General features: G+C 60.8%; 26 protein-coding genes. 18 read left to right on the forward strand and 8 right to left on the reverse strand.

What is annotated here, in order from left to right; genetic code table 11:
• The first annotated feature begins 122 nt into the window (after positions 1 to 122).
• The 6 genes from WB650_RS07395 (at position 123) to WB650_RS07420 (ending at position 3,867) form a co-directional block, all read left to right on the forward strand.
• Positions 123 to 596: an SRPBCC family protein gene (locus WB650_RS07395; RefSeq protein WP_422303602.1), complete on the forward strand. Its 474-nt coding sequence runs from the start codon at positions 123 to 125 to the stop codon at positions 594 to 596.
• A gap of 49 nt (positions 597 to 645) precedes the next feature.
• Positions 646 to 1,119, forward strand: coding sequence for an SRPBCC family protein (locus WB650_RS07400; protein WP_422303601.1), 474 nt, complete (start codon positions 646 to 648; stop codon positions 1,117 to 1,119).
• Positions 1,120 to 1,180: 61 nt separating this feature from the next.
• On the forward strand, positions 1,181 to 2,302 hold the full coding sequence (locus tag WB650_RS07405) for a WD40/YVTN/BNR-like repeat-containing protein (RefSeq protein WP_423959986.1): 1,122 nt from the start codon (positions 1,181 to 1,183) through the stop codon (positions 2,300 to 2,302).
• 9 nt (positions 2,303 to 2,311) lie between these two features.
• Positions 2,312 to 2,596 (forward strand): ubiquitin-like small modifier protein 1, encoded by a 285-nt coding sequence (locus WB650_RS07410; RefSeq protein WP_422301172.1) that lies wholly within the window; start codon positions 2,312 to 2,314, stop codon positions 2,594 to 2,596.
• A gap of 90 nt (positions 2,597 to 2,686) precedes the next feature.
• Positions 2,687 to 2,935 (forward strand): hypothetical protein, encoded by a 249-nt coding sequence (locus WB650_RS07415; RefSeq protein ID WP_422301170.1) that lies wholly within the window; start codon positions 2,687 to 2,689, stop codon positions 2,933 to 2,935.
• Positions 2,936 to 2,976: 41 nt separating this feature from the next.
• Entirely contained in the window at positions 2,977 to 3,867 is an 891-nt protein-coding gene (locus WB650_RS07420; protein WP_423959988.1) for a transglutaminase-like domain-containing protein, read from the forward strand.
• Between the two features lie 20 nt (positions 3,868 to 3,887).
• Here WB650_RS07420 and WB650_RS07425 read toward each other — a convergent pair whose 3' ends face one another.
• Positions 3,888 to 7,487, reverse strand: a complete 3,600-nt coding sequence (locus WB650_RS07425; RefSeq protein ID WP_423959990.1) for a choice-of-anchor D domain-containing protein — start codon at positions 7,485 to 7,487, stop codon at positions 3,888 to 3,890.
• 188 nt (positions 7,488 to 7,675) lie between these two features.
• Between WB650_RS07425 and WB650_RS07430 the strand changes: the two genes are divergently transcribed.
• A complete protein-coding gene (locus WB650_RS07430) occupies positions 7,676 to 7,858 on the forward strand; it encodes a hypothetical protein (protein ID WP_422301164.1) in 183 nt (60 codons plus the stop codon).
• A 30-nt stretch (positions 7,859 to 7,888) separates the two neighbouring features.
• Here WB650_RS07430 and WB650_RS07435 read toward each other — a convergent pair whose 3' ends face one another.
• From WB650_RS07435 to hpnR, 3 genes are read right to left on the reverse strand one after another with little or no spacing between them, the layout of a single operon-like run.
• Entirely contained in the window at positions 7,889 to 8,050 is a 162-nt protein-coding gene (locus WB650_RS07435; protein WP_422301162.1) for a type II toxin-antitoxin system HicA family toxin, read from the reverse strand.
• A 33-nt stretch (positions 8,051 to 8,083) separates the two neighbouring features.
• Positions 8,084 to 8,254, reverse strand: coding sequence for a type II toxin-antitoxin system HicB family antitoxin (locus tag WB650_RS07440; RefSeq protein ID WP_422301160.1), 171 nt, complete (start codon positions 8,252 to 8,254; stop codon positions 8,084 to 8,086).
• A 35-nt stretch (positions 8,255 to 8,289) separates the two neighbouring features.
• Positions 8,290 to 9,801 carry a hopanoid C-3 methylase HpnR gene (gene hpnR / locus WB650_RS07445; RefSeq protein ID WP_423959993.1) on the reverse strand — a complete coding sequence of 504 codons (1,512 nt, stop codon included), beginning with the start codon at positions 9,799 to 9,801 and terminating at the stop codon, positions 8,290 to 8,292.
• 197 nt (positions 9,802 to 9,998) lie between these two features.
• On the opposite strand from hpnR, the gene WB650_RS07450 reads away from it, so the two are divergent.
• Positions 9,999 to 10,196, forward strand: a complete 198-nt coding sequence (locus WB650_RS07450; RefSeq protein ID WP_423959995.1) for a hypothetical protein — start codon at positions 9,999 to 10,001, stop codon at positions 10,194 to 10,196.
• Between the two features lie 73 nt (positions 10,197 to 10,269).
• Here WB650_RS07450 and WB650_RS07455 read toward each other — a convergent pair whose 3' ends face one another.
• A complete protein-coding gene (locus tag WB650_RS07455; RefSeq protein ID WP_423959996.1) occupies positions 10,270 to 10,605 on the reverse strand; it encodes a hypothetical protein in 336 nt (111 codons plus the stop codon).
• A gap of 251 nt (positions 10,606 to 10,856) precedes the next feature.
• Between WB650_RS07455 and WB650_RS07460 the strand changes: the two genes are divergently transcribed.
• The 6 genes from WB650_RS07460 to WB650_RS07485 all read left to right on the forward strand — a co-directional run bounded on the left by WB650_RS07460 (position 10,857) and on the right by WB650_RS07485 (position 15,206).
• Entirely contained in the window at positions 10,857 to 11,870 is a 1,014-nt protein-coding gene (locus WB650_RS07460; protein WP_422301154.1) for an aldo/keto reductase, read from the forward strand.
• Between the two features lie 114 nt (positions 11,871 to 11,984).
• Positions 11,985 to 12,590, forward strand: a complete 606-nt coding sequence (locus WB650_RS07465) for a nucleotidyltransferase domain-containing protein (RefSeq protein ID WP_422301152.1) — start codon at positions 11,985 to 11,987, stop codon at positions 12,588 to 12,590.
• Between the two features lie 18 nt (positions 12,591 to 12,608).
• On the forward strand, positions 12,609 to 13,022 hold the full coding sequence (locus tag WB650_RS07470) for a VOC family protein (protein WP_423959998.1): 414 nt from the start codon (positions 12,609 to 12,611) through the stop codon (positions 13,020 to 13,022).
• A gap of 327 nt (positions 13,023 to 13,349) precedes the next feature.
• Positions 13,350 to 14,153 (forward strand): SDR family NAD(P)-dependent oxidoreductase, encoded by an 804-nt coding sequence (locus WB650_RS07475; RefSeq protein WP_423960000.1) that lies wholly within the window; start codon positions 13,350 to 13,352, stop codon positions 14,151 to 14,153.
• A 189-nt stretch (positions 14,154 to 14,342) separates the two neighbouring features.
• A complete protein-coding gene (locus tag WB650_RS07480) occupies positions 14,343 to 14,843 on the forward strand; it encodes an SRPBCC family protein (protein WP_423960002.1) in 501 nt (166 codons plus the stop codon).
• 9 nt (positions 14,844 to 14,852) lie between these two features.
• Positions 14,853 to 15,206, forward strand: a complete 354-nt coding sequence (locus tag WB650_RS07485; RefSeq protein ID WP_422301145.1) for an ArsR/SmtB family transcription factor — start codon at positions 14,853 to 14,855, stop codon at positions 15,204 to 15,206.
• A gap of 156 nt (positions 15,207 to 15,362) precedes the next feature.
• Here WB650_RS07485 and WB650_RS07490 read toward each other — a convergent pair whose 3' ends face one another.
• The gene (locus WB650_RS07490) at positions 15,363 to 17,636 is read right to left on the reverse strand and encodes a sodium-translocating pyrophosphatase (protein ID WP_422301143.1); all 2,274 of its coding nucleotides are present in this window, start codon (positions 17,634 to 17,636) and stop codon (positions 15,363 to 15,365) included.
• 427 nt (positions 17,637 to 18,063) lie between these two features.
• Here WB650_RS07490 and WB650_RS07495 point away from each other — a divergent pair, with 427 nt between their 5' ends.
• Positions 18,064 to 18,792, forward strand: a complete 729-nt coding sequence (locus WB650_RS07495) for a Crp/Fnr family transcriptional regulator (RefSeq protein WP_422301141.1) — start codon at positions 18,064 to 18,066, stop codon at positions 18,790 to 18,792.
• A gap of 163 nt (positions 18,793 to 18,955) precedes the next feature.
• On the opposite strand, the gene WB650_RS07500 is transcribed toward WB650_RS07495, so the two are convergent.
• On the reverse strand, positions 18,956 to 21,088 hold the full coding sequence (locus WB650_RS07500) for an MASE1 domain-containing protein (RefSeq protein ID WP_422301139.1): 2,133 nt from the start codon (positions 21,086 to 21,088) through the stop codon (positions 18,956 to 18,958).
• Between the two features lie 540 nt (positions 21,089 to 21,628).
• Here WB650_RS07500 and WB650_RS07505 point away from each other — a divergent pair.
• Positions 21,629 to 22,015, forward strand: coding sequence for a hypothetical protein (locus tag WB650_RS07505; protein ID WP_422300872.1), 387 nt, complete (start codon positions 21,629 to 21,631; stop codon positions 22,013 to 22,015).
• Between the two features lie 53 nt (positions 22,016 to 22,068).
• Here WB650_RS07505 and WB650_RS07510 read toward each other — a convergent pair whose 3' ends face one another.
• Positions 22,069 to 22,194, reverse strand: a complete 126-nt coding sequence (locus WB650_RS07510; RefSeq protein ID WP_422300871.1) for a hypothetical protein — start codon at positions 22,192 to 22,194, stop codon at positions 22,069 to 22,071.
• 258 nt (positions 22,195 to 22,452) lie between these two features.
• On the opposite strand from WB650_RS07510, the gene WB650_RS07515 reads away from it, so the two are divergent.
• Both WB650_RS07515 and WB650_RS07520 read left to right on the forward strand, forming a co-directional pair.
• Positions 22,453 to 22,743: a GIY-YIG nuclease family protein gene (locus tag WB650_RS07515; protein ID WP_422300870.1), complete on the forward strand. Its 291-nt coding sequence runs from the start codon at positions 22,453 to 22,455 to the stop codon at positions 22,741 to 22,743.
• 359 nt (positions 22,744 to 23,102) lie between these two features.
• Positions 23,103 to 23,514: trigger factor family protein (locus WB650_RS07520; RefSeq protein ID WP_423960005.1), on the forward strand; the 412-nt coding region annotated here is incomplete at its 3' end.

Genomic DNA, 23,514 nt, shown 5'->3' on the forward strand with positions numbered 1-23,514 from the left:
CTCACCGTGCATCAGACCTACTCGATCGAAACTGATTCGACCCGCGGTGCACCTCAGGGATGGACCGAAACCCTCGATCATCTCGCCGAATTACTGGCGGACGCCTGAAGGAGCAGAAAACTATGGCCGCAAGCACTACCGAAGCTGGCGTATCAACAGATCGAGTGCTGGTCGTCGAGCGTATCTTCGATGCGCCGCGTTCGCTCGTCTTCAGGGCCTGGATCGAGCCACAGCACTTGCTCCGCTGGTTTGGACCGCGTGGATACACAGTGCCGTCGTACACGCTTGATCCGCGGCCGGGTGGCGGCTGGCGCTGCTGCATGGTCTCGCCGGCGGGCGTTGAAAATTGGGTCCGAGGCGTGTTCCGGGAAGTACTCGAGCCGGAGCGGCTGGCCTTCACCTGGGCGCACGAAAATGCGGACGGCACGATCGGCCACGAAACGCTGATTACGGTTACCCTTGCCGATTTGGGCGACAAGACCGAGTTGACGCTGTGCCAGGAGACCTTTGAATCGATCGAGGCCCGCAACGACCATCGTAACGGCTGGAGCAGCGCGATCGAGTGCCTCGCGGAATATTTGGCGACCTTGAATTAAAGCCAATGCATCTAATCGTGAACAGTGCGATTGTTGAAGGAGAATAATTATGGGAGCAGCACATAATTTGGTGAGCGAACCGGCGGATCGCGTGCTCAAGATCGAGCGAGTGTTCGACGCTCCGCGCGATCTCGTCTTCAGAGCGTGGACTGAGCCTGAGCATATGGCGAAGTGGTTCGGGCCGCGCGGCTTTAAAAGCACCGTCGAGAAGCACGATCTGCGGCCCGGCGGGGCATATCGAATACACATGCTCGGTCCCGACGGCGATCACTGGTCGCAAGGGGTCTTTCGCGAAATCGATCCGCCCAAGCGCCTCGTGATGGTCGGGAGCTGGGCCGATGCGCAAGGAAATCTTACGCGTCCACAAACCACGTTGACGCTACTGTTCGACGATCTCGGCGGCAAAACCAGGCTGACGCTTCACAACGCGATTTTCGAATCGACGACTGCGCGCGACATGCATCAGAGCGGATGGAACAGCTCGCTCGACTGCCTGGCGGAGTATCTGGCGACGGTCAGATAGGAACCTAACCCCTAACCCCTTCCCGAGCGGGAAGGGGGACCGGATCTGAAAGAGGGAAACTATGGAGCACGCTAGATCGATCAACCCACGAAGCGGCGATTCGGTTTTGATGGTGGGAACGGTCAAGGGGCTTTTCATCTTCAAGACTGATCGGGAGCGGCGGCGGTTTGATATTGCGGGGCCCTATTTCAAGGGGCAGGCGGTTTTTTCTACCGCATTTTTTCAGGATAAGCCGGCGCGCATCCTCGTGGGCCACACCAGTATGCATTGGGGGGCGCTCGTCAGCAGGTCGGATGATTTCGGCGCGAGCTGGCATGAGCCGGAAGATGGCAACGTGAAATTTCCGCCGGGCAGTGGGCTTACGTTGAATGCCGTGTGGGCGCTCGAGCCTGCTCCGCTGATCGGCCCGGAGGTGGTGTTTGCGGGGGCGGACCCGGCTGCCCTTTATCGATCTGACGATCGCGGCGAGACGTTTCGTCCGGTCGAGTCGCTGCTGAACCATCATGAGCGGCCGTACTGGATGCCGGGCGCCGGCGGGCTTTGTCTGCATACGATTTTGATCCATCCGCGCGATCCCGAGCGCATCATGGTCGGAATCTCTTCGGCGGGAATGTATCGGAGCGACGACGGCGGTGAGTCGTGGACGCGGCGCAACAACGGCGTGAAGATGGACGGCGGTCCGCCGCACGCGCCGCATTTCGGTCCGCAATGCGCGCACAAGATGCGGTTCGACGCGAAAAATCCGGAACGGATTTATCTGCAGAACCATCCCGGGGTTTACCGCACCGACGACGGCGGCGATTCGTGGATCGATATCCATGAGGGGTTGCCGTCGGAGTTCGGCTTTCCGCTGGTCGCGCATCCGAGCCGCGGCGATACCGCGTACCTGATACCGCTCGAGTCGGATAATTTTCGGGTGCCGATCGAAGGCGCGGTCAAGGTCTGGCGCACGCGCGACGCCGGAGAATCATGGGAAGCCCTGGGTAAGGGACTGCCGAATCGCGACTGCTATTTCTCGGTGCTGCGCGACGCGTTCGCGTCGGACCGGCTCGATCCCGCGGGCCTCTATTTCGGCACCCGCGGCGGGCAGCTGTTCGCGTCGCGGGACGAGGGAGAGAACTGGAACTCGATCGCCGACTGGCTGCCGGCGGTGCTGTGCGTCAAAGCGGTCGAGGTCGCGTGAGGATAGGCGATGCTTTTCCATCTGCCATCTGCGATCCGCCGATTTGCCGGCGACAACGAAGTCGTCGAGATGCGACTTCCGCTCGATGTACGGATGACGGTGGGCGAGGCGTTCGTGATGCTGGGCCGCGACTATCCCGGAATCCGGCAACGGGTGCTCGATGATCAGAACAATATCCGGCGCCACGTCAATGTATTCGTTAACGGCGAGAACGTTCGTTTCGCGCAGGGCAGCCTGACGCAGGTTTCGAACGATTCCGAAGTGTGGATTTATCCCGCGCTTTCAGGCGGGTGATTTGTCGATCTGGCGATAGGTCGAACGACTATCTAGCGGGCAGAGAAAAAATCAGTTGTTTCACTGAATGAAAACCGCGAGGACAGACTAATGCGAGTCACCAAACATCACCTGGGGATCGGCTTCGAGGTCTGGAACAATCAGCAGAGCTGGTTCTGGTACGTGGACAATACCAATCGCAACGGCACCATTGGCGCGGCGGCGAGCGAATCCGACGCGATTGCGGAGGCACATTCGTCTATCGAGGAGATTTCGAATTCGAATGCCCAGCAGGGGTGGGAGTGCTCGTTGGGGAAGCTCGCGCGATATCTGGCCTCGGTTTGCGACGTGACCGCCTGACGACCCTATGAATTCCGTCCTACTCGAAAGGAGCGGCGAACATGATGAGTCCGCAGGAATACTACAGGCAGGATGGGCCGATGACGGCTCTGGGAGCGCATGCGGAGGAAATTCGCGAGCTGCCGAAAGATGTCGCGGCGCTGTGCGAGGTCGTGCAGGGGGTGCTGATACATCGGGATATCGCACCGTGGCTGTATGGGATCACCCTAACTGAAGCGCAGCGCGACGATGGGCATCTTCGTCCGATCGGGCAGATGCTGACGCGGATTCATGAGATCGATTCGCGGCCGATTACCAAGGCGCGCGATGTCGGACATCGGCTGCCGAGCGTTTGCCGTCATTTCTCGCTGATGCTCAGCTCGATCTTGCGCGCGCAGGGAGTTCCGACGCGACTTCGATGCGGGTTCGGCGCATATTTCACGCCCGGCAAATTCGAAGACCATTGGGTGTGCGAGTATTGGAACGCCCGCGGGAAGCGCTGGGTCCTGGTGGATGCGCAGCTCGATGCGATCCAGCGAAAAGCGCTGAACATCACTTTCAATCCGCTCGACGTGCCGCACGATCGGTTCATCATCGCCGGCGACGCGTGGCAGAGGTGCCGCAACGCCGGCGCCGACTCGAATAAGTTCGGGCTCACTCACGCGAATCTGAAGGGGCTGTGGTTTGTCGCAGGCAACGTGATTCGCGATCTCGCGTCGCTAAATCGGATGGAGATGCTGCCGTGGGACGTTTGGGGAATGATGGATATGAACGACGACGCGCTTACCGATGAGAAAAAAACGCTGATCGATCGCGTCGCGGCGCTGACGCTTGCGGGCGATGACAAGTTCGCAGAGGTGCGCGCGATCTACGAATCCGACGAGCGTTTGCGGGTGCCGCCGGTGGTGTTCAACGCGCTTCGCAACGCGCCCGAACCGATCGCGGCGAGCTAATCAGAGCGCGACACCCGGATTCACTCGCCCTTGCCGCTCAGCGGGATTACCTGGTTCGCGTTTGCGGCGTTGTCGAAGATCGTGAGCGTGGTGGATTTCGGCCCGACCGAGTCGGGACCGAACTGAACGGTGAGCTTACACTTCTTGCGCGGCATCAATTGCGCGCCGCAGGTCGTGCCGACCGATTTGAATTCACCTGCGCCAACCAGCGCGAACGTCGTCATTGGATTGCCGAAAGTGATCGGTGGCCCTTTCCTCGCCGGATTGACCAGCGTCAAGGTCGCGTTTTTGGATTTGCCCACTTTGACTTTGCCGAAACTCTCCGGCGACGGGCTGACCTTGAGATGCTCGGGGACCGGGGTCGAGGTTGCGGTGGGCGTCGGAGTCTGGGTTGCGGTGGCGGTCGCAGTTGGCGTTGCCGTTGCGGTGCGAGTGACGGTTGCGGTCGCGGTATTGGTGGCGGTCGCAGTATTGGTGGCGGTCGCGGTCACGGTGGAGGTTGCGGTCTGAGTGACAGTGGGGGTCGAGGTAACTGACCCGCTCGCCGTCGCCGTGGGGGTCGAGGTTGCAGTCGGAGTCGCAGTCGCAGTTGATGTCACTGTCACCGTGGAGGTTGCCGTCTGCGTGGCGGTCGCAGTCGGCGTCGCGGTTGCGGTCACGGTCATCGTGGAGGTTGCGGTAGCGCTCGCAGTCGCGGTCACAGTGGACGTTGCGGACTGAGTGCCGGTCGCGGTTGGCGTCGCAGTTTTGGTTGACGATGCGCTCGAGGTTGGCGTCGCGCTCGTCGTCGGCGTCACGGTGGAGGTTGCGGCCTGAGTGCCGGTCGCGGTTGATGTTGCGGTCGTCGTTGCCGTGGCGGTTGGTGTCGCGGTTACGGTGACTGTCGGCGTGGCGGTCGGTGTCGAGGTTGAAGTCGCGGTCGATGTCGATGTTGCGGTTGCCGTCGCGGTCACAGTGGACGTTGCGGTCTGAGTGCCGGTCGCGGTTGATGTTGCGGTCGTCGTTGCCGTGGCAGTTGGTGTCGCGGTTACGGTGACTGTCGGCGTGGCGGTCGGTGTCGAGGTTGAAGTCGCGGTCGATGTCGATGTTGGGGTTGCCGTCGCGGTCGGAGTGGAGGTCGATGTCGCCGTGGCCGTGAGGGTTGCGGTGTGAGTCGCGGTTGACGTGGCCGTTGCAGTCGACGTCAAGGTGGCGGTGGCCGTCGGCGTCGCGGTTATGGTCGCGGTCGCCGTTGCGGTTGGCGTGGCTGTCGCCGTTGAAGTTGATGTGGCGGTCGCGGTTGGCGTTGCTGTCCTGGTCGCCGTGGCAGTCGACGTTGCTGTTGCGGTCGCGGTCGAAGTTGCGGTTGCCGTCGCGGTCGGAGTGGACGTCGATGTCGCGGTGGCCGTGAGGGTTGCGGTGTGAGTCGCGGTTGACGTGGCCGTTGCAGTCGACGTCAAGGTGGCGGTGGCCGTCGGCGTCGCAGTTTGCGTCGCGGTCATGGTCGCGGTTGAAGTGGCCGTTGCAGTCGACGTCGAGGTAGCGGTCGGCGTCGCAGTTTGCGTCGCAGTCATGGTTGCGGTCGACGTGGCGGTTGAGGTCGAGGTGGCGGTGGCCGTCGGCGTCGCGGTTATAGTTGTGGTCGCCGTGGCAGTCGACGTTGTTGTTGCGGTCGCGGTCGAAGTTGCGGTTGCGGTCGGCGTTCGCGTCGAGGTGGCCGTTGCGGTCGGAGTGGCGGTCATGGTCGGAGTTGCCGTTGCGGTCGCTGTCGCGGTTCGGGTTGCAGTTGAGGTCGCCGTAGCCGTGGGAGTGGCGCCGAAAGTCGCGGTAGCTGTTGCGGTCGCGGTTGGAGTCGGAGCAAGGACATTCACTGCTACCGACGACGACGCGATGCCGTTGGCGACGACGACCAGCGTACTCGCGCCGCCTTCGATACCGGCAGGGACGTCAAACTCTGTCGAGACTGTCGCGCTGCCTGTCGCCACCGCCATCGTGCTGTGGCCGTGTGTGCGCGCGTAGAAGACGTGGCCGGTGGCATTGTTGGTGATTCGCACCAGCGGAAAATTGGTCGCGGCCTGGTAATCGTCGCCGTAGCTGACTGCTTGCGACAGGCCGTTGAACTGCGTGCCGGAGATTGGATAGTTCGTTCCGCCCGCCGTCACTGTCGCCGGCGAGCTGGCGATGGTCGGCGCCCATGACGCGTTGGGAGTCCCGGCCGGCGTATAGAGCTCGATGTAGTTGTAATTATTGGTGTAAAGGACCTGGCCAGTGGGCAGCACCAACAAGCGGCCCACGTAGCTGGGAACATCGGCCGCATAGGTCGGCTGAGCCACCTCGGTCAAGCTGGTGCCGTCGAATTCAAAGAACACGCTCGGCGGGACCCATTCGCATGCGGACTGGCTGTCGACCGGCCCGGGCGCGATCAGAACATTGCCGTCGGGGAGCAGCGCCGCTGGGGCGTCGGCCGCGACCAGTTGCTCGGTCTTGTTGGAAATCACGCACGAGCCGGAGCTGTAGTTATCTACAAAAGTCGGGAAGCTGGGGCCGCTGCTCCAGGTGCTGCTGATCGTATCGTAGATGTCGTTGAAGCCGGTGGCGCCCGACGCGAACACGGTGCCGTCGGGACGCAACAGCGCCGGCCCGATTTCATCGTAAGTCGTGCCGCCGTAACTAAGCAGCGCCAGCGGATCGGGCGCAGTCCCGGCACTGATCCATGCTTGAATGGCGGGGCTATACATCAGCGCCGGAGTCTCGGTGGTGTCGAGCGAGTTGTAGATCTCGAGCGTGAAGACGTCGCCGTTGGGCAGCAGGATCCATCCTTCTTCATCGTTGGACGGATCGGCCGTTTTGCCGGCCGGGGTAAAGGGAGCGTTGAAGGTGGGAGGGCTGGTGCTGGCGTTCAAGGTCGCGACCTGGTTGCTGAAAGGGTCAGCGATCATGAACGTCCCATCGTCCAAAACGACGGACTCGGCGTCGCCTATCTGGGTCCATCCGGTGGGAGCCGCGATACAGGTCCAACTATTGGCGACTGGATCGTAGATGGCGCCCTGATCGGTCCAGACTTCGTCCGAGCTGCCGAGGTAGCTGTAGTTGTAATCGTACTCGCCGCCGATCATGACGAAGCGGCCGTCGGCCAGAACAGCCGACGCATAGTAGAGCGGCGCGTAGGTCGTGGCCGTGGACTTCTTGCCGTTGGGGCACGGGCCCGGTGACGGGACCTGCGTCCAGGTGCCGTTGATATAGCTGCCGGTGATGTCCGGCGTCAGCGTCCACCATGCGCGATCAGTCAGGTTCGCATCTTCGACCAGGACGCGCCCGTCGGTCAGCAGGTATGCGCCGGCCGAGGCAGCAAATGACGGCTGATTGTTCAGCGGCGTCCAGATGCCGGAGGTTACCGTGGGCGCGCCGATCGCTGAGAGAAAATCGGGCGCGTAAACAGCCGGTGACTCCGGCTGAGACTGGGGCGCCTCACCGGCCGGAGGCGCTATCGCGTGAGGCGGAGGCGCCAGCAGCACGGTTGACGCCCCGGATGGGGACGACCCCGCCAGCGGCGCGGCCAGATTTACTATGCACAGCAAGCCCGCGGCGATCGCACAGAGAGCGACCGCGGCAATTCGCGCCTTACCACGCGGATGCTTCACGCGGGGCCCGGTCCCGAGAATGATTTGAACCTGAATGCTATAGCATTAGTGAAGGAAGCTGATTCAATGAGCCTTAGCACCCAATACTTTATATACCAAACAGAAGTGGGCGTTAAGAGGCCAATGAGCGCCAAAGAGCGAACAAATCTGATTCAGCGGGACGCAGCCTCAAGGAGATGAGGTGAGCTATGACCTCCACAGTCACGCAATCGGCGCTCGAAGGTTTCGGTCACGCGTTCGACTCGCATTGGGTCCTCGAGGAGGTGCGCCTGCTGGGGGGAGCACTGGAGCGAGCAGCGCGCGGAACTGCGCGCTCGCTCCTGACGATGCGATTTAGCGAAATGCCATCATCGAAGATCGTCGGGGCGTAGACCTGCGTGTTTGGCAATCTTTGCCAACATTCAGGATCCGATTTCGTCCTTATCGTGAAAAGAGAAGACCAGATCTGGGAATCCGGGCCGCTGAAGGACTCTGTGCGAGCCGCGAGTGCGCTTGATCGTCCAGCCCGTCCGGAGCAAAGCGGCGAGTACTCGGCGGGCCTTGGCGGAGGGCCAGTCGCTCACGCCGCTTCGAACATCAAGCTCGACGGCACCGGTTCAAGTTCCCCCATTCTCTATGCGATCGGCGATCACGCGCAAAGCGAGCGCTTCGACGGCCGCGAGCGCGGCTGCGCGAGTTTTACCGTAGGCGAGCACACCCGGTAACTCGGGGACTTCGGCGATCCAACGACCGTCGGTTTCCCGATCGAACTCTACTTTCAGCTTCATATCGATCTCGACTGTAGCACTATTCCTCCGCTGCCTCACCTGCCGCCGGCTGCGGGCGCCGGCGCCACGGGGCGCGACGGTTTTGGCATGTGGATGTAGAGTTTGTCGGCACTTGGGCGGCCGTCGGTGTGCATCGACGGGGGACGCATCGCGTATTTCACTTCCTTGGAATGCTCGGCGAGCTGGCGGTCGGGGTTGTAGACGCTGTTGAACTTCCAGAGCATCTTGATGAAGTTGGTCTGGCCCTTGAGCGCGAGCTTACCTGCGATCGACGCGACCGACTTCAGCGCCGCGAAACCCAAATGCTTGCGGTTGAGCACGTCCTGGGTCTTCACCAGCTCCTGGTAGAACTGCAGCAAGGGCAGCTTGGTCGGCAGCACCGCGTGCTGAATGTCGTACAGACGATAGTCGAGGGTCGTAAGCTTGCGCGATTCGGTGAACCACAGCTCGGTGCCGGGATACGGCGTCGCGACGGTCAGATGAACTATTTCGGGGATGCTCATCGCCCATTCGCGAATCACTTCGAAGCGCTTCACGTCCCATGACGGGTCGGCGATCAGGTTGATCGCGACGGTCAGCCCGATTTCGCGCGCGACTTCGAGCGCCTTGAAGTTCACGCCCATCGAGGAGCGCTTGCGATGCAGCTTGAGGCCCTCTTCGTCGATCGCTTCGAGGCCGAGGAACATGTACTCCATCCCGAGTTTGCGCCAGTAGCGGAACACTTCCGGATTGCGGCATAGCACGTCGGCGCGAGTCTCGAGGTAGTACTGCTTTTTGATTTTGCGCTTTTCGATTTCGTGGCCAATCGCGAAGCCGTGCTCGGGATGGATGAACGCGACGTCGTCGACGATGAAAACGTTCGGCTCCTTGATCGACAGCATGTCTTCTGCCGCGGCTTCCGGCGTCGACTTGCGGTAGCTGCGGCCGTAGAACGTCCACGCGCTGCAGAACGAGCAATCCCACGGGCATCCGCGAGTGAACTCGATCGACGCGCACGGATCGAGCACGCCGATAAAATATTTGTTGCGGCGGCGTCCGAGATCGCGCGCGGGAAAAAACTTGTCGAGATCGTCGAGCATCACCGGCGTCGGCCCCGAGCCTTGCGTGGTCAGCACTCCCGGGACTTTGCCGATCGAGCCGGTGCCGATCGCGTCGAGCAGCATCGGGGTCGCGGTCTCGCCCTCGCCGCGAATGACGGCGTCGATGGCGCCGTCGGCATGCTCGAGGATTTCGTCGGCGACGAACGATCCGCTGTGTCCGCCGGTAAAGACGAAGCAATCCTTCATCAGGCGCTTGACGTCCTTGGCGAGATCGATCACCTCGGGCACGTTGGCGAGGTAGTTGAGCGAGAAGCCGACCGCGTTGGGGCGGAAGCTCTCGAGCTCGGCGAACAGATCGCGATGCTTGAAAATTTGCAGATCGATAATCCGCACGTCATGGCCGGCCGCGCGCGTCGCCGCCGCCACCCGCTCCATTCCGAGCGGTTCGAGCCGCAAATAAATCTCGCTGTACATAAGCGGACTTGGATGTACGAAAAGGATCCGCATCAAATTCCTCCGGGCGCCGTCGTCTTTCGGGCGGGAAAGTCACAAAACTTTCCACGCAATTCGCTATCTTCGGTTGCGAAAAATCTTCGCCTGACCAATCGGCCAGTCCCAAGATCAAAAGCATCCTAATATTCTGGTCGAGTCAATGAAATAGGAGCGCAAGCCTCGCGATCCGGTTCATGCTATTAACTATACTTATGGACCTGCGCGACATGAGCGACCTGGGTGCGCCGCGGCGGCCTCAGTCGCGCGGTTATCTTTTCATCGTCGTGATTTTTGTCGGGATACTGATCGACGCGGTTCTGTTCGCCCAGGTGCACGCGAACTTCATCCATGACCACGGCTACGACTTGCGCCCACGGCACCCCGCTGTCGCCAAACCGGCGCCCCCCTGATTTTTCACTTTCTCACTGGGTGCAGGGGTCACCCCTGCCGCCCGCCGCGCAGGCGATTATTCTCGCACAGAGATTACGCGGCAGTAGTGCGCTGATTTCGGACCACGCTCAGCAGGTCATAAAGAGTGGCTCGAACGGCGGTGCGCGCCACGAATCCGAGCACTGCCAGACCGAGTGCGCCGGACAATCCTCCGCCGACGACGAATCCGGCAGCGGCGACGGCTCCTGCGCACTTGAGCGGCTGATCGCGGATCAGACTCACGATTTGACGAGAGTCCACGCCGACGCCGGCTCGGTCGAGGTATGCCTGCGTGGTGTCCTCGAGGCGATCCTCCGCCTGGTGCGCGACCTCTGCGGCGAAGCTCGCGCGCGACTCCTGATGCTGGTGAGTTCTCTTGTCGTTTTCCATTGCTGATCGTCCCTGGGTCGAGAAATATGAGAAGCGCCTATAAAGAATGAGCAAACAATATGCCCCGGCGCGGCCTTGATCGGATTTCGCTTTTGAACAATTCAAGCTGCTCTTTTGAGTAGCCGGAAAACTTTACGAAGATTTTAGCCCGGTCGATGTCCAGCTTCGGCCTTGACATGCGGTCGCAAGCGCCGGAGTTTTGGCTTGCAAGGCACCACAACACGAAACACTGAAAAAAAATCGGAGAAATCATGCAGTACTCGAAATTAGGCAAGACCGGAATCACCGTCTCGCGCATCTGCCTCGGATGCATGAGCTACGGCGACAAGAAATGGCGGGACTGGGTGCTCACGATGGACGAGGCGCGCGATCATTTCGCGACCGCGGTCGAGTCGGGGATCAACTTCTACGACACGGCGGACGTCTACTCGATCGGCGCGAGCGAGGAGGTCACCGGGCGATGGCTCGGCGAGATGGCGAAGCGCCACGAGATCGTCGTCGCGACCAAGGTGCACGGCCCGATGGCGTCGGGGCTCAACCGAGCGGGCCTCAGCCGCAAACATATTCTCGAGGCATGCGACGCGTCGCTGCGCCGCCTCAAGATGGATTTCATCGACCTCTATCAAATCCATCGATGGGACTACACGACGCCGATCGAGGAGACGCTCGAGGCGCTGGATTCGTTGGTGCGCGCGGGGAAGGTGCGCTACCTCGGCGCGAGCTCGATGGCGGCGTGGCAGTTCGCCAAGGCGCTCGCGATTCAGAAAGAAAACGGATGGCATCGGTTCGTCTCGATGCAGAATCATTACAACCTCGTGTATCGCGAAGAGGAGCGCGAGATGAATCCGCTCTGCATCGACAACGGCGTCGGGCTGATTCCGTGGAGCCCGCTCGCGCGTGGCTTCCTGGCGGGCAATCGCGAAAAAGGCGGCACCGGTTCGACTGCGCGCGCCAAGACCGATGACTTCGCCAGGAACATGTACTTCCGCGAGTACGACTTCGAAGTGCTGAGCGTGGTCGAGCAGATCGCCAAGCAGCGCGGGGTCACGCCGTCGCAAATCGCGTGCGCGTGGATCCTGCAGGCGCCGGGAGTGACCGCGCCGATAATAGGAGCGACCAAAATAGCGCATCTGAAGGAAGCGATCGCGGCGGTCGACGTGAAACTCACGCCAGACGAAGTCGCGGCGCTGGAGAAGCCGTACCGGCCTCATCCGATTCTCGGTCATGAGCAGCCAAAGCCGTCGCGGATGGTGCAAGCGAGGTAATCGCCTGCGGCCAGCCGAGCACTTCGAATGTCCGGTTCCCCTTCTCACTCGGGAAGGTCCCTCCACTTCGGTTCCCCTTCCCGCTCGGGAAGGGGTTAGGGGTTAGGTTGTCCGGTGGAAACAGAACTTAAACCATTACTTGAAGTCGCCGAAGCTGTCGGGAATTTGCGCGCGCCATTCTACTTCTCCGGCGGATGGGCGATCGATCTGCATCTCGGGCGCGTCACCCGCGAGCATCACGACGTCGACACACTCGTGATGCGACGCGATCAGCTCGCACTGCACAAGGCGCTGAAACAATTTTCATTGAAAAAGATTATTCCGCATCCGGACGGGATGCCGCCGAATCTTGGGAAGATTGTCGAATGGCCGCCCGGCGAGCGGCTCGAGTTGCCGGTCCATCAGATCAACGTCTACCGCGCGGGCGAATCGGAGCCGGCGTTCCAGGTGATGCTCGCGGAATCGAACGAGACCGAATGGATCTTCCGGCGCAATCTGGAAATTCGGATGCCGCTCGCGCGGATGGGATTTCATCCGCTCTGGGGGCTGCCGTATCTCGCGCCGGAAATCGTGCTGCTGTTCAAGGCCAAGCATCTCGAGGCGCGCGACCGACTCGATTTCGAGAACGCACTGCCGGCGCTGAGCGTCGAGGCGCGGCGATGGCTCCGCGACGCTATAGAAAATACACATCCGGATCACGAATGGCTCTACGCTCTTTGAAAGGAACGGTGAAAAAAAATGGAGATCAACGGCGTCGCGCATGTGATGCTCACGGTCAGCAATTTCGAGGCGTGCTATCCGTTCTACGAAAAACTGCTCACGTATCTCGGGATGAAGCCGGTGATGCGCAGCGAGGAGATGCTGTACTGCGTGGGCGGCAGGACGGCGGTGGGAATCATGCGCGGCGACGATTCGTATCGCAAAGAGATATTCCAGCAGCGACGCGTCGGACTGCATCACGTGTGTCTGCGCGCGCGCGAGCGCGGCGACGTCGACCAGATTTACGGCTTCCTGCAAACGATCGGCGCGAAGATTGTGCATCCGCCGGAAGATGGGCCGTGGGCGCCGGGATATTACTCGGTCCTGTTCGAGGATCCCGACGGGATTCGGCTCGAGGTGAATCACGTGCCGGGCAAGGGTTTGCTGGCGTGAGGTGAGTGCACGAGTCCTGCGTTGCGGAAAGGTGCGCGCGCGGCTCCGGGATTCTTCGCTCCACAGATTCCGCTCAGAATGATGAGATGGACCGGGATTCCTCGCGCGCCGGACAATATTGAAACCTGCTCGCAGACTCGCTGCTCAATTTCGCGCAGAAGCGCTTCGCTAGCGACAGCCGCGCGGGAATGACAAACGCAGAAAGCCAAACTGAACCGGTCCCCTACGGGCGCTCCTCGACAGCTTGCTTTTCTGGCACCTCATTAATGAGGATAGGGCGATTGCAAGGCGGGTGGACGGAAGATGCCGCCGTCGAGGAGTTCAATCATGCCGGGAAGACTCGAAGGACGCATAGCGGTTATAACGGGCGGCGGATCGGGGATCGGCGCGGCGACGGCGAAGCGTTTTGCGCGCGAAGGCGCGGCAGTGGTAATCGCGGATCTGAGCGGGACGCGCGGCGAGAAGATCGCGAACGAGATTAAGGGCGCGGGCGGCAAGGCCGTGCAAATCAAGATGGATGCCTCGGATCCCGAAGGCGTGCAGGCGGCGATCGGCCGCGCGATCGAGAACTACGGCCGACTCGACGTGATGTTCAACAACGCGGGTTTTGCCGAGCTGGCGTCGCTTGAGGAGACCACGCTCGAGAGCTGGAATCGCGTGCAGGCGGTATGCCTGACCAGTACGTTTCTCGGGATCAAGTTCAGCATCCCGATCATGCGCAAACAGGGCGGCGGCGCGATCGTGAATACCGCGTCGATCTCAGGCACGCGCGGCGACTACGGGCTCGCGTCTTATAATGCAGCGAAGGCGGGGGTGATCAATCTGACCCGCGCGGCCGCGATGGAAAATGCGCGCTACAAAATCCGCGTCAACTGCGTCTGTCCCGGCGCGATCAACACGCGCGCGCCGGAGCTGCTCGCGGGTAATCGCGCCGACGAGTTTCGCCGTCTGCAGGGCGCGGCTGCACCGCTCGGACGGATGGGGGAGCCCGAGGAGATCGCGAATACCGTGCTGTTTCTCGCCTCCGACGAGGCGTCGTTTATCACGGGCGAGGCGATCATCGTGGATGGCGGGGTGACGATCCAGACCGGGCTGGTCGATATGAACAGGATGCGCGGCGGTTCGCGTTAGGGAACCTGCGCACCTTCGAATTCTTTAGAATCGCTTCGCGTAGATCCTTCGCGTCGGCTCGCGGTGCCCGCCGGCTCAGGATGACGCGAAAATCGGGAAGAACAGTAATCGCGGCGCAGCGTTCTGCAACCTTGAGGTTGCATTTCGAGGGCGAGTGGCGATACTGTAAACGCAACTTGGAGGTTGCGTATGGCTACAAATACTGATCGGATTGAGAAAAGTGTCCTGCTGCACGCGCCGCGCGAGCGGGTGTGGCGGGCGATCAGCGACTCGAAGCAGTTTGGCACTTGGTTCGGGGTCGAGTTCGACGGGCCTTTCGTCGCGGGCACCAGCATTATCGGGAAGATGGTGCCGACGAGGGTCGACGCTGAGGTCGCGAAAAGACAGGAACCGTACCGAGGATATCGTTTCGAGTTTCAGGTCGATCGGGTCGAACCGATGCGGCTGTTTTCTTTTCGATGGCATCCGTTTGCGGTGGATTCGGGCGTCGACTATTCGAAAGAGCCCACGACGCTGGTCGCGTTCAAGCTCAACGAGGTTTCGGACGGCACGAAGCTGACCGTCACCGAGTCGGGGTTCGACCAGATCCCGCTTGAGCGGCGCGCCAAGGCGTTCGCTGCCAACGAAGGTGGATGGGCGGCGCAGATGAAGCTGATCGAGAAGTACCTCGCGCAGCACGCGAAGGGCTGAGCCGGCGTCATGGCACGAGTGTCGATGCATACCGCTGCGAAACGAGCGGACGCCGCGGTAATCTTCGCAGCGCTGGGCGACGAAACCCGTTTGCGAATCGTCACGCGGCTGTGCGAAGAGGGACCGCTGTCGATAATGCGGCTCACGAGTGGGGCGAAGGTTTCGCGCCAGGCGATCACGAAGCATCTACACGCACTCGAGGAGGCCGGACTCGCGCGCGGATCGCGCGCTGGGCGTGAATCGGTGTGGGAGCTGCGCGCGAGTCGTCTTGCGAATGTGCAGAGGTACCTCGATCAGATTTCGCGCGATTGGGACGCCGCGTTGGGAAGGTTGCGTGCGTTTGTGGAAAGAGATGAGCGATGATTTTGAGGCAGCGTATGGGGCCCGGCACCCTCACCTAACCAAGGGCTTCCCCGTGAAGGAACGGGCGAGGGATCAGAACTTGGGGCGAGGGAATCAGAAAGAAAAAAGGCCGGACGCTTTTGGCGGCCGGCCCTTTTTGCGCGATGTGAAATCCGCTTACGCGGCTTGCTTGGTTTCGATTGCGAGGCTCTCTTCCGCGATTGAGCCGCGCTTGGAGAAGACTACTGCGATCGACAGCGCGACGATTGACAGGATTACTACCGATACGCGCAAGGCGGTTACGCCGCCGAGCTCGACCGTGGTGAACGGGGCGGCGAGAATCGCGACCAGGTTCATCACTTTGATCATTGGGTTCAACGCGGGGCCCGCCGTGTCCTTGAATGGATCGCCGACGGTGTCGCCGACTACCGACGCTTTGTGGACGTCAGTGCCTTTGCCGCCGAGGAATCCGTCTTCGACTTTTTTCTTCGCGTTATCCCAGTTGGCGCCCGCGTTGGACATGAAGACCGCCATCAACTGACCCGTCAGAATCGTGCCGCCGAGAAATCCGCCGAGCGCGCCAGCGCCGAGGCCGAAGCCGACCAGCAGCGGCGAGAAGATAGCGAGGATTCCGGGGCCGAGCAGTTCTTTCTGCGATGCCGCGGTGACGATATCGACGCACGCGCTGTAGTCGGGCAGTTCTTTGCCCTCCATGATTCCCGGATGCATCCGGAGCTGACGGCGGACCTCGAACACGATCTGATACGCAGCGCGGCTCACCGCCTTGATCGCGAACGAGCTGAACAGGAACGGCACCGCGCCGCCGATCATCAGGCCGACAAACACGGTCGGCATGTTGATCTGGACGCCAATCGCGCCGAGATGGGCCTCATCTATAAAGGAGCGGAACAGCGAGACGGCGGCGAGGACCGCGGTCGCGATCGCGAGGCCCTTGGTGAGAGCCTTGGTAGTGTTGCCGATCGCGTCCATCCAGGACAGCGTCTTCGATGCTTCCTCTTGATGGATTCCGCCCATCTCGAAGATGCCGTGGGCGTTGTCGGTGATCGGTCCGTAGGTGTCCATCGCAAGGATGAAGCCGGTGGTGGTGAGCAAGCCCAGCCCGGTCAGTGCGATTCCGTAAAACTGCAGCGCGAGCGACTCGTGGAAAATGGCCATCGCGCCGATGATCGCGGCCGCGATCACCAGCAGCGCCCACACCGACGACTCGAGGCCCTCGGCCATGCCCGACAGGATCAAAGTGGCTGGGCCGGTGCGCGCGGCCATCGCGGTTTCGGTGACGGGGCCTTTGTCCGGATGCGTGAAATAGTTGGTGAGCCAGAGCGTCACGACCGCGAGAATAATTCCGAGCGACGCGCAGCATGCGAAGCGCCAGTCGGTCGCGCCGGTGCGCGGGTCGTCGAGATAGAGATAATTCACGACGAAGAATCCGATGACGGACGCGACCGCCGAGGTCATGTAGCCGATGTTGATCGGGCGCATCGGGTCGAGCATTTTGCCGGCCGGCACCCGCACCGCCATGATTCCGATGATCGACGAGAACACGCCGACGCCGCGCAGGATCAGCGCGAACATGATCAGCTTGACCGCGAATGCGCCCGCGTACTGCCCGTAGGCCGCGATAAAGTCCGACTCCTGCAGGGCGTAGGCCGCCAGGATGATCGCGGCCACCAGCGTCACCTCGTAGGACTCGAACACGTCGGCCGCCATGCCGGCGCAGTCGCCGACGTTGTCACCAACGTTGTCGGCAATCGTGGCGGGATTGCGCGGGTCATCTTCGGGGAGGTCCTGCTCGATTTTGCCGACCAGGTCGCCGCCGACGTCAGCCGCCTTGGTGTAGATTCCACCGCCGACGCGCATGAATAGGGCCGCGAGCGAGCCGCCGAAGCCGAAGCCGACCAGGACCTTCATCGCGTTCTCGCGGAATACCAGGAAGATGATCGTCGCGCCGAGCAGTCCGAGGCCGACCGTGAACATCCCCGAGACTCCGCCCGCCTTGAACGCGAGCTCCATCGCGTCCTTGAAGCTGGTGAGCGCGGCGTTGGCGCTGCGGACGTTGCCCTTGACCGCGAGCCACATCCCGACGTAGCCGGCGCCGTACGATGCGGCGACGCCCATCAGGAATGCGATCGAGATACCCAGCGGGAGGTATAGTCCTTGGTACACGTTGCGGTACATGAAGAACAGCGCGATAAAAATCGCGCCGACGAACCAGATCATGGTTTTGACCTGGCGTCCGAGGTAGGCCATCGCGCCAAGCTCGATAGCGTCGGACACGTCGGTCATGGATTTGGGTCCGGGGTCGGCGGCCAGTACCACGCGGATCAGCACGACTCCGTAGGCCAGCGCGACCAGCGCCGAGACCAGCACCAGCCACAGGATCATGACTTGTCCGCTGGTTAAAGTGGGCAGAACGATATTCGATTCGCTCATCGCAATCCGAGTCTCCTGAAAGGTCGAGGTTTGATTTTAAGGGCAGCGCCCGTTGTGCAAATTGAATCAGTGAATACGACGTGAATAGCCGGGCGATCACCCTCTGGGTATCTGGCGCAGTCTAGGTTTTCCTGAAAGCGAAGTCCATATCGGCGAGGTGCCTTTGATGTCGAGGAAGGCGGAGAGTCCGTCAGCTTGAACGAAGCGAGCGCTGGGAAGGATGACACCAGGCGCGGCGCGTACGTATTCTGAGTCCGATGAATGATGGCGATCACGACGATTGCTGGATCGCCTTACTGGTTGAAAAGTGATTAGGTTACGCTGAATCGCATCAGGCAGTTTACCCTCGCCATGCCTTCTCAAGTCGACTGGATCTGGGGGTATCTCGTTGGACACAACTGTGGCTGCGTAGATCGGAGATCGATCGATGACCGCAACAATTCCAAAAACGAGACCATCGGATCTTCAACTGCTGGGCCGACTTAAAGGATTGGCCTGGCTGTCGTCGGCGCAACTGAAGAACCTTGTCGACTCGATGACGACCCGAAATGTGAAACACAAGGACGTTATCTTCGAAGAACGCGGCGCACGTAGCGAAGATACCTACATCATGTTGTCGGGGACGGCGGAACTGCGCCGCGTCGACGGCACCCGATCGCGAGTGGTCGCAATCATGTCGCCGGGCGTGCTCTTCAGAATGCCGATGATGGCGCCCGGGGTCGAGCATACTTTCCGATGGATCGCACTGAGCGATTGCAGGGTCGCGCAACTGACGACCAACAGCTTCATCAGTATCGGCCTGGGCGTCCGTCCGGCTGATTTCCTGAAGCTGGCGGATTGGGAGAACGAGAGACGGGGCTACCTGATGGGGCGTTATCCGAGCTTCCTCGGACTGCGGCTGCAGGGACGCGTCGCGGTAGCGCTGCTCGAACTGTCGGGCGAGTTTGGAGTGCAGGAAACCCGGGGCATCCTCATCCGGGTCGCGCTCACCGAGCGGCAACTGGCAGACCTGGTCGGCGCGTCGCGGGCAAAAGTGGGACAGGTGCTGCGTGACTTCCAACGTATGAAGGTGGTGATTCGCGAGGGGCATCTGCTCGCGGTGGTCACGCGGCGACTGGAAGCGATGGTTAGAGCCAACCGCCGAATCGCCGCCTGAAAAGCCCGATCGGCCCGTCCCCCCGTTCGCCATCGGTTAGTGCGGCCGGGAAGGAGAGGCGCTCTGCCTGGATCTCGATCACTTGGCGAAGCGAATTTCCGTCACCAAGGTCGTGGTTCAATCAGGAGGCCAACCGCTAAGCCCTTCGGAACCCCGTCCGTTTTCAGCTCTGACTTGCGGCCGACTTTTCGAGGATCGGCTCACCGGGCGTCGTCAGTAAGTCGTCCAGCAGATCGAAGTTGAGCGGCTTGACGAGGTGGGTGTCGAATCCAGCCTGCTTGGCGCGCCTTCGATCCTCGGGCGATCCGTAACCGGTCAGCGCTATCAGCATGATCCCGCGATTCTCGGCCGATGAACGAATTCGTCGGGCGACTTCGTATCCGTCGAAGCCCGGCAAGCCGATGTCGATGAGGGCGGCGTCGGGATGGTTCGCGAGCGCGGATTCGACGCCGCTCGCTCCGGAATCGGCTTCGAAGATCTCGTGGCCTGACATCTCGAGCGCCACGCGGAGCGCCTCGCGCGCGTCGGTATTGTCCTCGACAATAAGAATCCGGCGGCCGCGCCTTGAACGCACCGGCGCGGTCCGGGTCGCGGTTGTTTGCGCGACTATCCTGGCCTCGATGCGCGGAATTCGCAGAGTAAATTTGCTGCCGCGGCCGGGTCCGTCGCTGTGCGCGTCGATCGTCCCTCCGTGCAACTCCGACAGCCGTCGGACCAGGGTCAGGCCGAGGCCTAGTCCTCCTGGATGACGATCGGAGAGTCGATCGCCCTGAACGAAGAGCTCGAAAATATGGGGCAGCAAGTCGGCAGGAATTCCGTCGCCGTCGTCTTCGACGCAGATGAAGGCATAGTCGTTTTCCGGCCGGATGCTGAGGACGATTTTGCCTTGCGGGCGCGTGTACTTACACGCATTGGAAAGTAGGTTGGTGAGAATCTGCGCGATGCGATCGGGATCACCGTCGATCCAGGTATCTTCGATTCGGAGAACGATGTTGTGGTCGGCATATCCCTCGCGCAAGCGTAGCGCGGTGACGCAGTCGCGAGCGCATTCAGCGAGATTCATCGGCCGGCGATTGAGGGTGATCCTGCTCGCGGTGAGGCGCTGGACATCGAGGAGGTCATCGACCATCCGCGAAAGGTGGCCGCTTTGCCGAACCATGATCTCGAGCAGATTCGAGTATTGATTCGAAAGCACGTCGGTGTGTTCGAGCACGCGGATTGCGCTGGAGAGCGCGGCGATGGGATTACGCAACTCGTGTCCCAGCATCGCGAGAAACTGATCTTTCGCGCGATTGGCAGCCACTGCCTGATTGCGAGCCTCGTTCGCATCCTCTTCGGCGCGTTTGCGCTCCCACACCACCGCGGCCAGCGCCATCGTCATCACGGCCATCGTCAACAGGAACGCCTGCGGGATGATGTCGGACGATATCAGACTGGCAAATCGCGCCCATGGACCGTGCCCTCGCATCATTCCCCATTCGGCACAAACGGTGAGCACGAAAATCGCGGCGGCGGCTTCGCGCTGGCCGAACCTGAACGCGGTCCAAACCAGTATCGGGATGCAGACGAAGCCGATCGGATATTTCTCGATGCCGGGAACGGCGCCGGCAAACACCAGAATCCCAAATAGAGCTACCGCGGCGAGCGTCAATGAGGATTCGAGCGGCCGTCGATGATCGCCGGTCGAACGGGGACGCTCGATCCATAGGATTGGAAACGGAGCGAACAGCAGAAAGCCGCCGACATCGCCGAGCCACCAGGTCAGCCAGATTCGTGCAAATTCGTTTGAGTGGGCGAGTCCGCCGAGCGCAAGACTGATATCGCCGATGCTGGCGCTGAGCGCAGCCGCGAGCATGCCCAGTGCGGCAAATCTGAAAAAATCCTGGGCATGTTCGAATAGCTTGCGGCCGTTCGCATAGCGCATCGTGAGGTAGACTGTCACGACGGCCTCGAGCGTATTGCCGGTCGCGATGGCAAGCGACGCAAACACGGCGCCGGAAACCGCTAGGTTGACGAAGAAGGCGCCGAGAAAAACTCCCGGCCAGATTTGATAGCCGAGCAACAGCAACGCGGCGAAGGCGATTCCGGTCGGCGGCCATACCGGCGACGAGCTGGGGGAGAAGGAGGCGAAATAGAGGCCGAGTCTTCCGGCGGCGTAATAGATGACCGCAACTGCGGCAATCCACGCCAGGTTCTGGAGATCGGCGTCAAAGCTAAGACGCCAGCGAACAGCTGAGAGCGTCGTCGAGCGTTCGGACGGTGTCGGCACCGTGTCGTTCAATTTTAAGGTAGCCAATATGTGGCCCCCACGGATGTTACTTTGGTGATGACGTGCTCAGCTTCCTATACAAGAAGTACGCTCTCATTCCAAATCAAATTTATCGGTTGACTGAAACATTTGATCTTGCCGGTTCCGCCGACTGACCGCCCTGTTGAGCCCCCTGTGGATACCGTTGTGGATAGACGTTGCTACCCAGGACCCAGAGTTGGGCTAAGGCACTGAAAATCGCCGAATACTGATCCCGGGGTAGCAAAGTTACAGCAACTTGTTCTTGCCACTCGCTCGCCAAAGATCAGAATGTGATCTCGACTAAGGTCAGAACGCTGATCAGATCTGAGTCGAAAGCCCATGTCGATCTTTCCAAACCATCTGGCAGTCACTCCCCATCCTGACTACCCTCCCCATCGCCATCCTCTACTTCTGCTGGCTGCCAGATGGTTTTCTGAATTCGGATGTCGCCCGAGCCAGCCGAACTGATCGGGAGCGGGCATTCTTTACCTGCATCGGTTTCGGTGATGCTCCAAAACCTCGGCTTATCAGACAGGCGGTGATCCAATGGGCAGGTCAGCTTTCCTATACGAGCTGCAAAACGAAGCCGACAGCGGTGAAGATAGTGCGGCGTTCGCGGAAAATCGTTACAGCAAATTTCTATTTCAACGCGAATCGATCCTGCGCAATGCGCCCGAATGCTCCGGAGTCTACGGTCTGTTCAGCGCCTTCTGGATTTATGTTGGCGATGCGGAGAACCTTCGGGCGCGGATTCTGAAGCATCTCGAGGGCGACGATCCGTGCATCGTTCATTATCGGCCCTCGGGTTTCGCCTTCGAGCTGGCATTGCCCATCGACAGGCTTGATCGCCGCGAGTATCTGATGAAAGAACTTCAGCCGCTCTGCAATGGGGAAGCCTCGCATGCAGAGAAATCTTTCACTCCTCGATGGTAGCCGGGACCGCAGTCCCTGACGGAACCAGCTCGAGCGGCGATTCATCGCGCTCGTCAAGCCGGGAAACCGCGCATCGCGTTTAGAAGATCCGCGTAGGTATGTGGAACTTCCAGCGAGACGACCAGCGGGGCGAGCGCAAAGCCGAACACCACCTCGCTGACGGCCTCGATCCGATTCATTTCGCGGCCACGTAGCTGGAACTGCAATTTAGACATTGAGATCGGCGGCGACCCGCGAGGCGTGGAAGGATTGTACGCTCGAAGTCAGCGCCCGGATACGACTGAACGGTTCTGTCCGGAATGCGGCATTCGCATTTGCCTTGTGTCATCCCGAGCGCAGCCGAGGGACCCCGGATCTTTTGCGATGCAAGAAACGTCGACTCACCTATGGCGCGCGGGACCAAGCTTCCTTTAATCCGGCTATAGTCACCGACCAGAATGCGTTCACCGGGTACCTCTTACTTCGTGTACATCGTCGCGAGCCCCTCGCGCACAATCTACATCGGGGTTACGAACGATTTGGCGCGCCGCGTAAGAGAACATCGGATGAGGGAAACTCCGGGGTTCACGGCTACATATAAAGTAGATCGGCTGGTGTGGTTCGAGGAATTTGCGGATCCTGCCGCAGCTATATCGCGCGAAAAGCAGCTGAAGAATTGGACGCGGGCGAAGAAAATCAAACTGATCGAGTCGATGAATCCAGCGTGGAATGATTTGAGCTCTGAATGATCTGAGGAATATAGGAGCTACTCGGCTCCGCGTGCCATAAGTGAGTCGACGTTGCTTCCGTCGTAAAAGATCCGGGGTCCCTCGGCTACGCTCGGGATGACACAAAGAGCGGATTGCGACACAGGTTTGAACGGACCGATGTCATCCTGACCAAGCGAGCAACTCGCGACTTTGTGTGTCACCCTGACGACGGGAGCGTTAGCGACGGGAGGAACGGGCCTCGGACAGCTTCGCGCACGCGAAGCCGGCACCGGTCTCCTAAATCGCGCAGCGCTCCTTCAACATTCCGCGCTCCTTTTCCACCGCACTCGGTTGATTCACCTAATCGCGGTATGTTTATCTGGGAAGTTCAAACACCAATGAATGTAAATATCGAAGAACCCAACAGTCTCCGGCGTAAGGTTACGATTGAAGTCGAGCCCGACGAAATCAAGCATGAGCTGGATCGCGCCTACAACGAACTCAAACGCGGCGTGGTGCTCAAGGGCTTTCGTCCCGGCCATGCGCCGCGCAATCTGCTCGAGCGATTTTTCGGCGAGCAGGTCCGCGGCGAGGTAGTTCAGAAGCTCGTCGAGGAATACACCAGGAAGGCGCTCGAGGAGCACGACCTCAAGCCGGTGGTCGCGCCCGAAATCGTCACCGAACAGACCGACCTGCAGAAGGACCTCGCGCTCAAGTTCAGCGCGACCTTTGACTTGCGCCCGACCATCGAGGTCAAGGATTACGAAGGCCTCAAGGTGCCCGAGTCCAAAGTCGAGGTCACCGATGAGC

Origin of the sequence: Binatus sp. (SeqCode) (genome assembly GCF_049584895.1) — a bacterium.
Taxonomy (GTDB): domain Bacteria; phylum Desulfobacterota; class Binatia; order Binatales; family Binataceae; genus Binatus.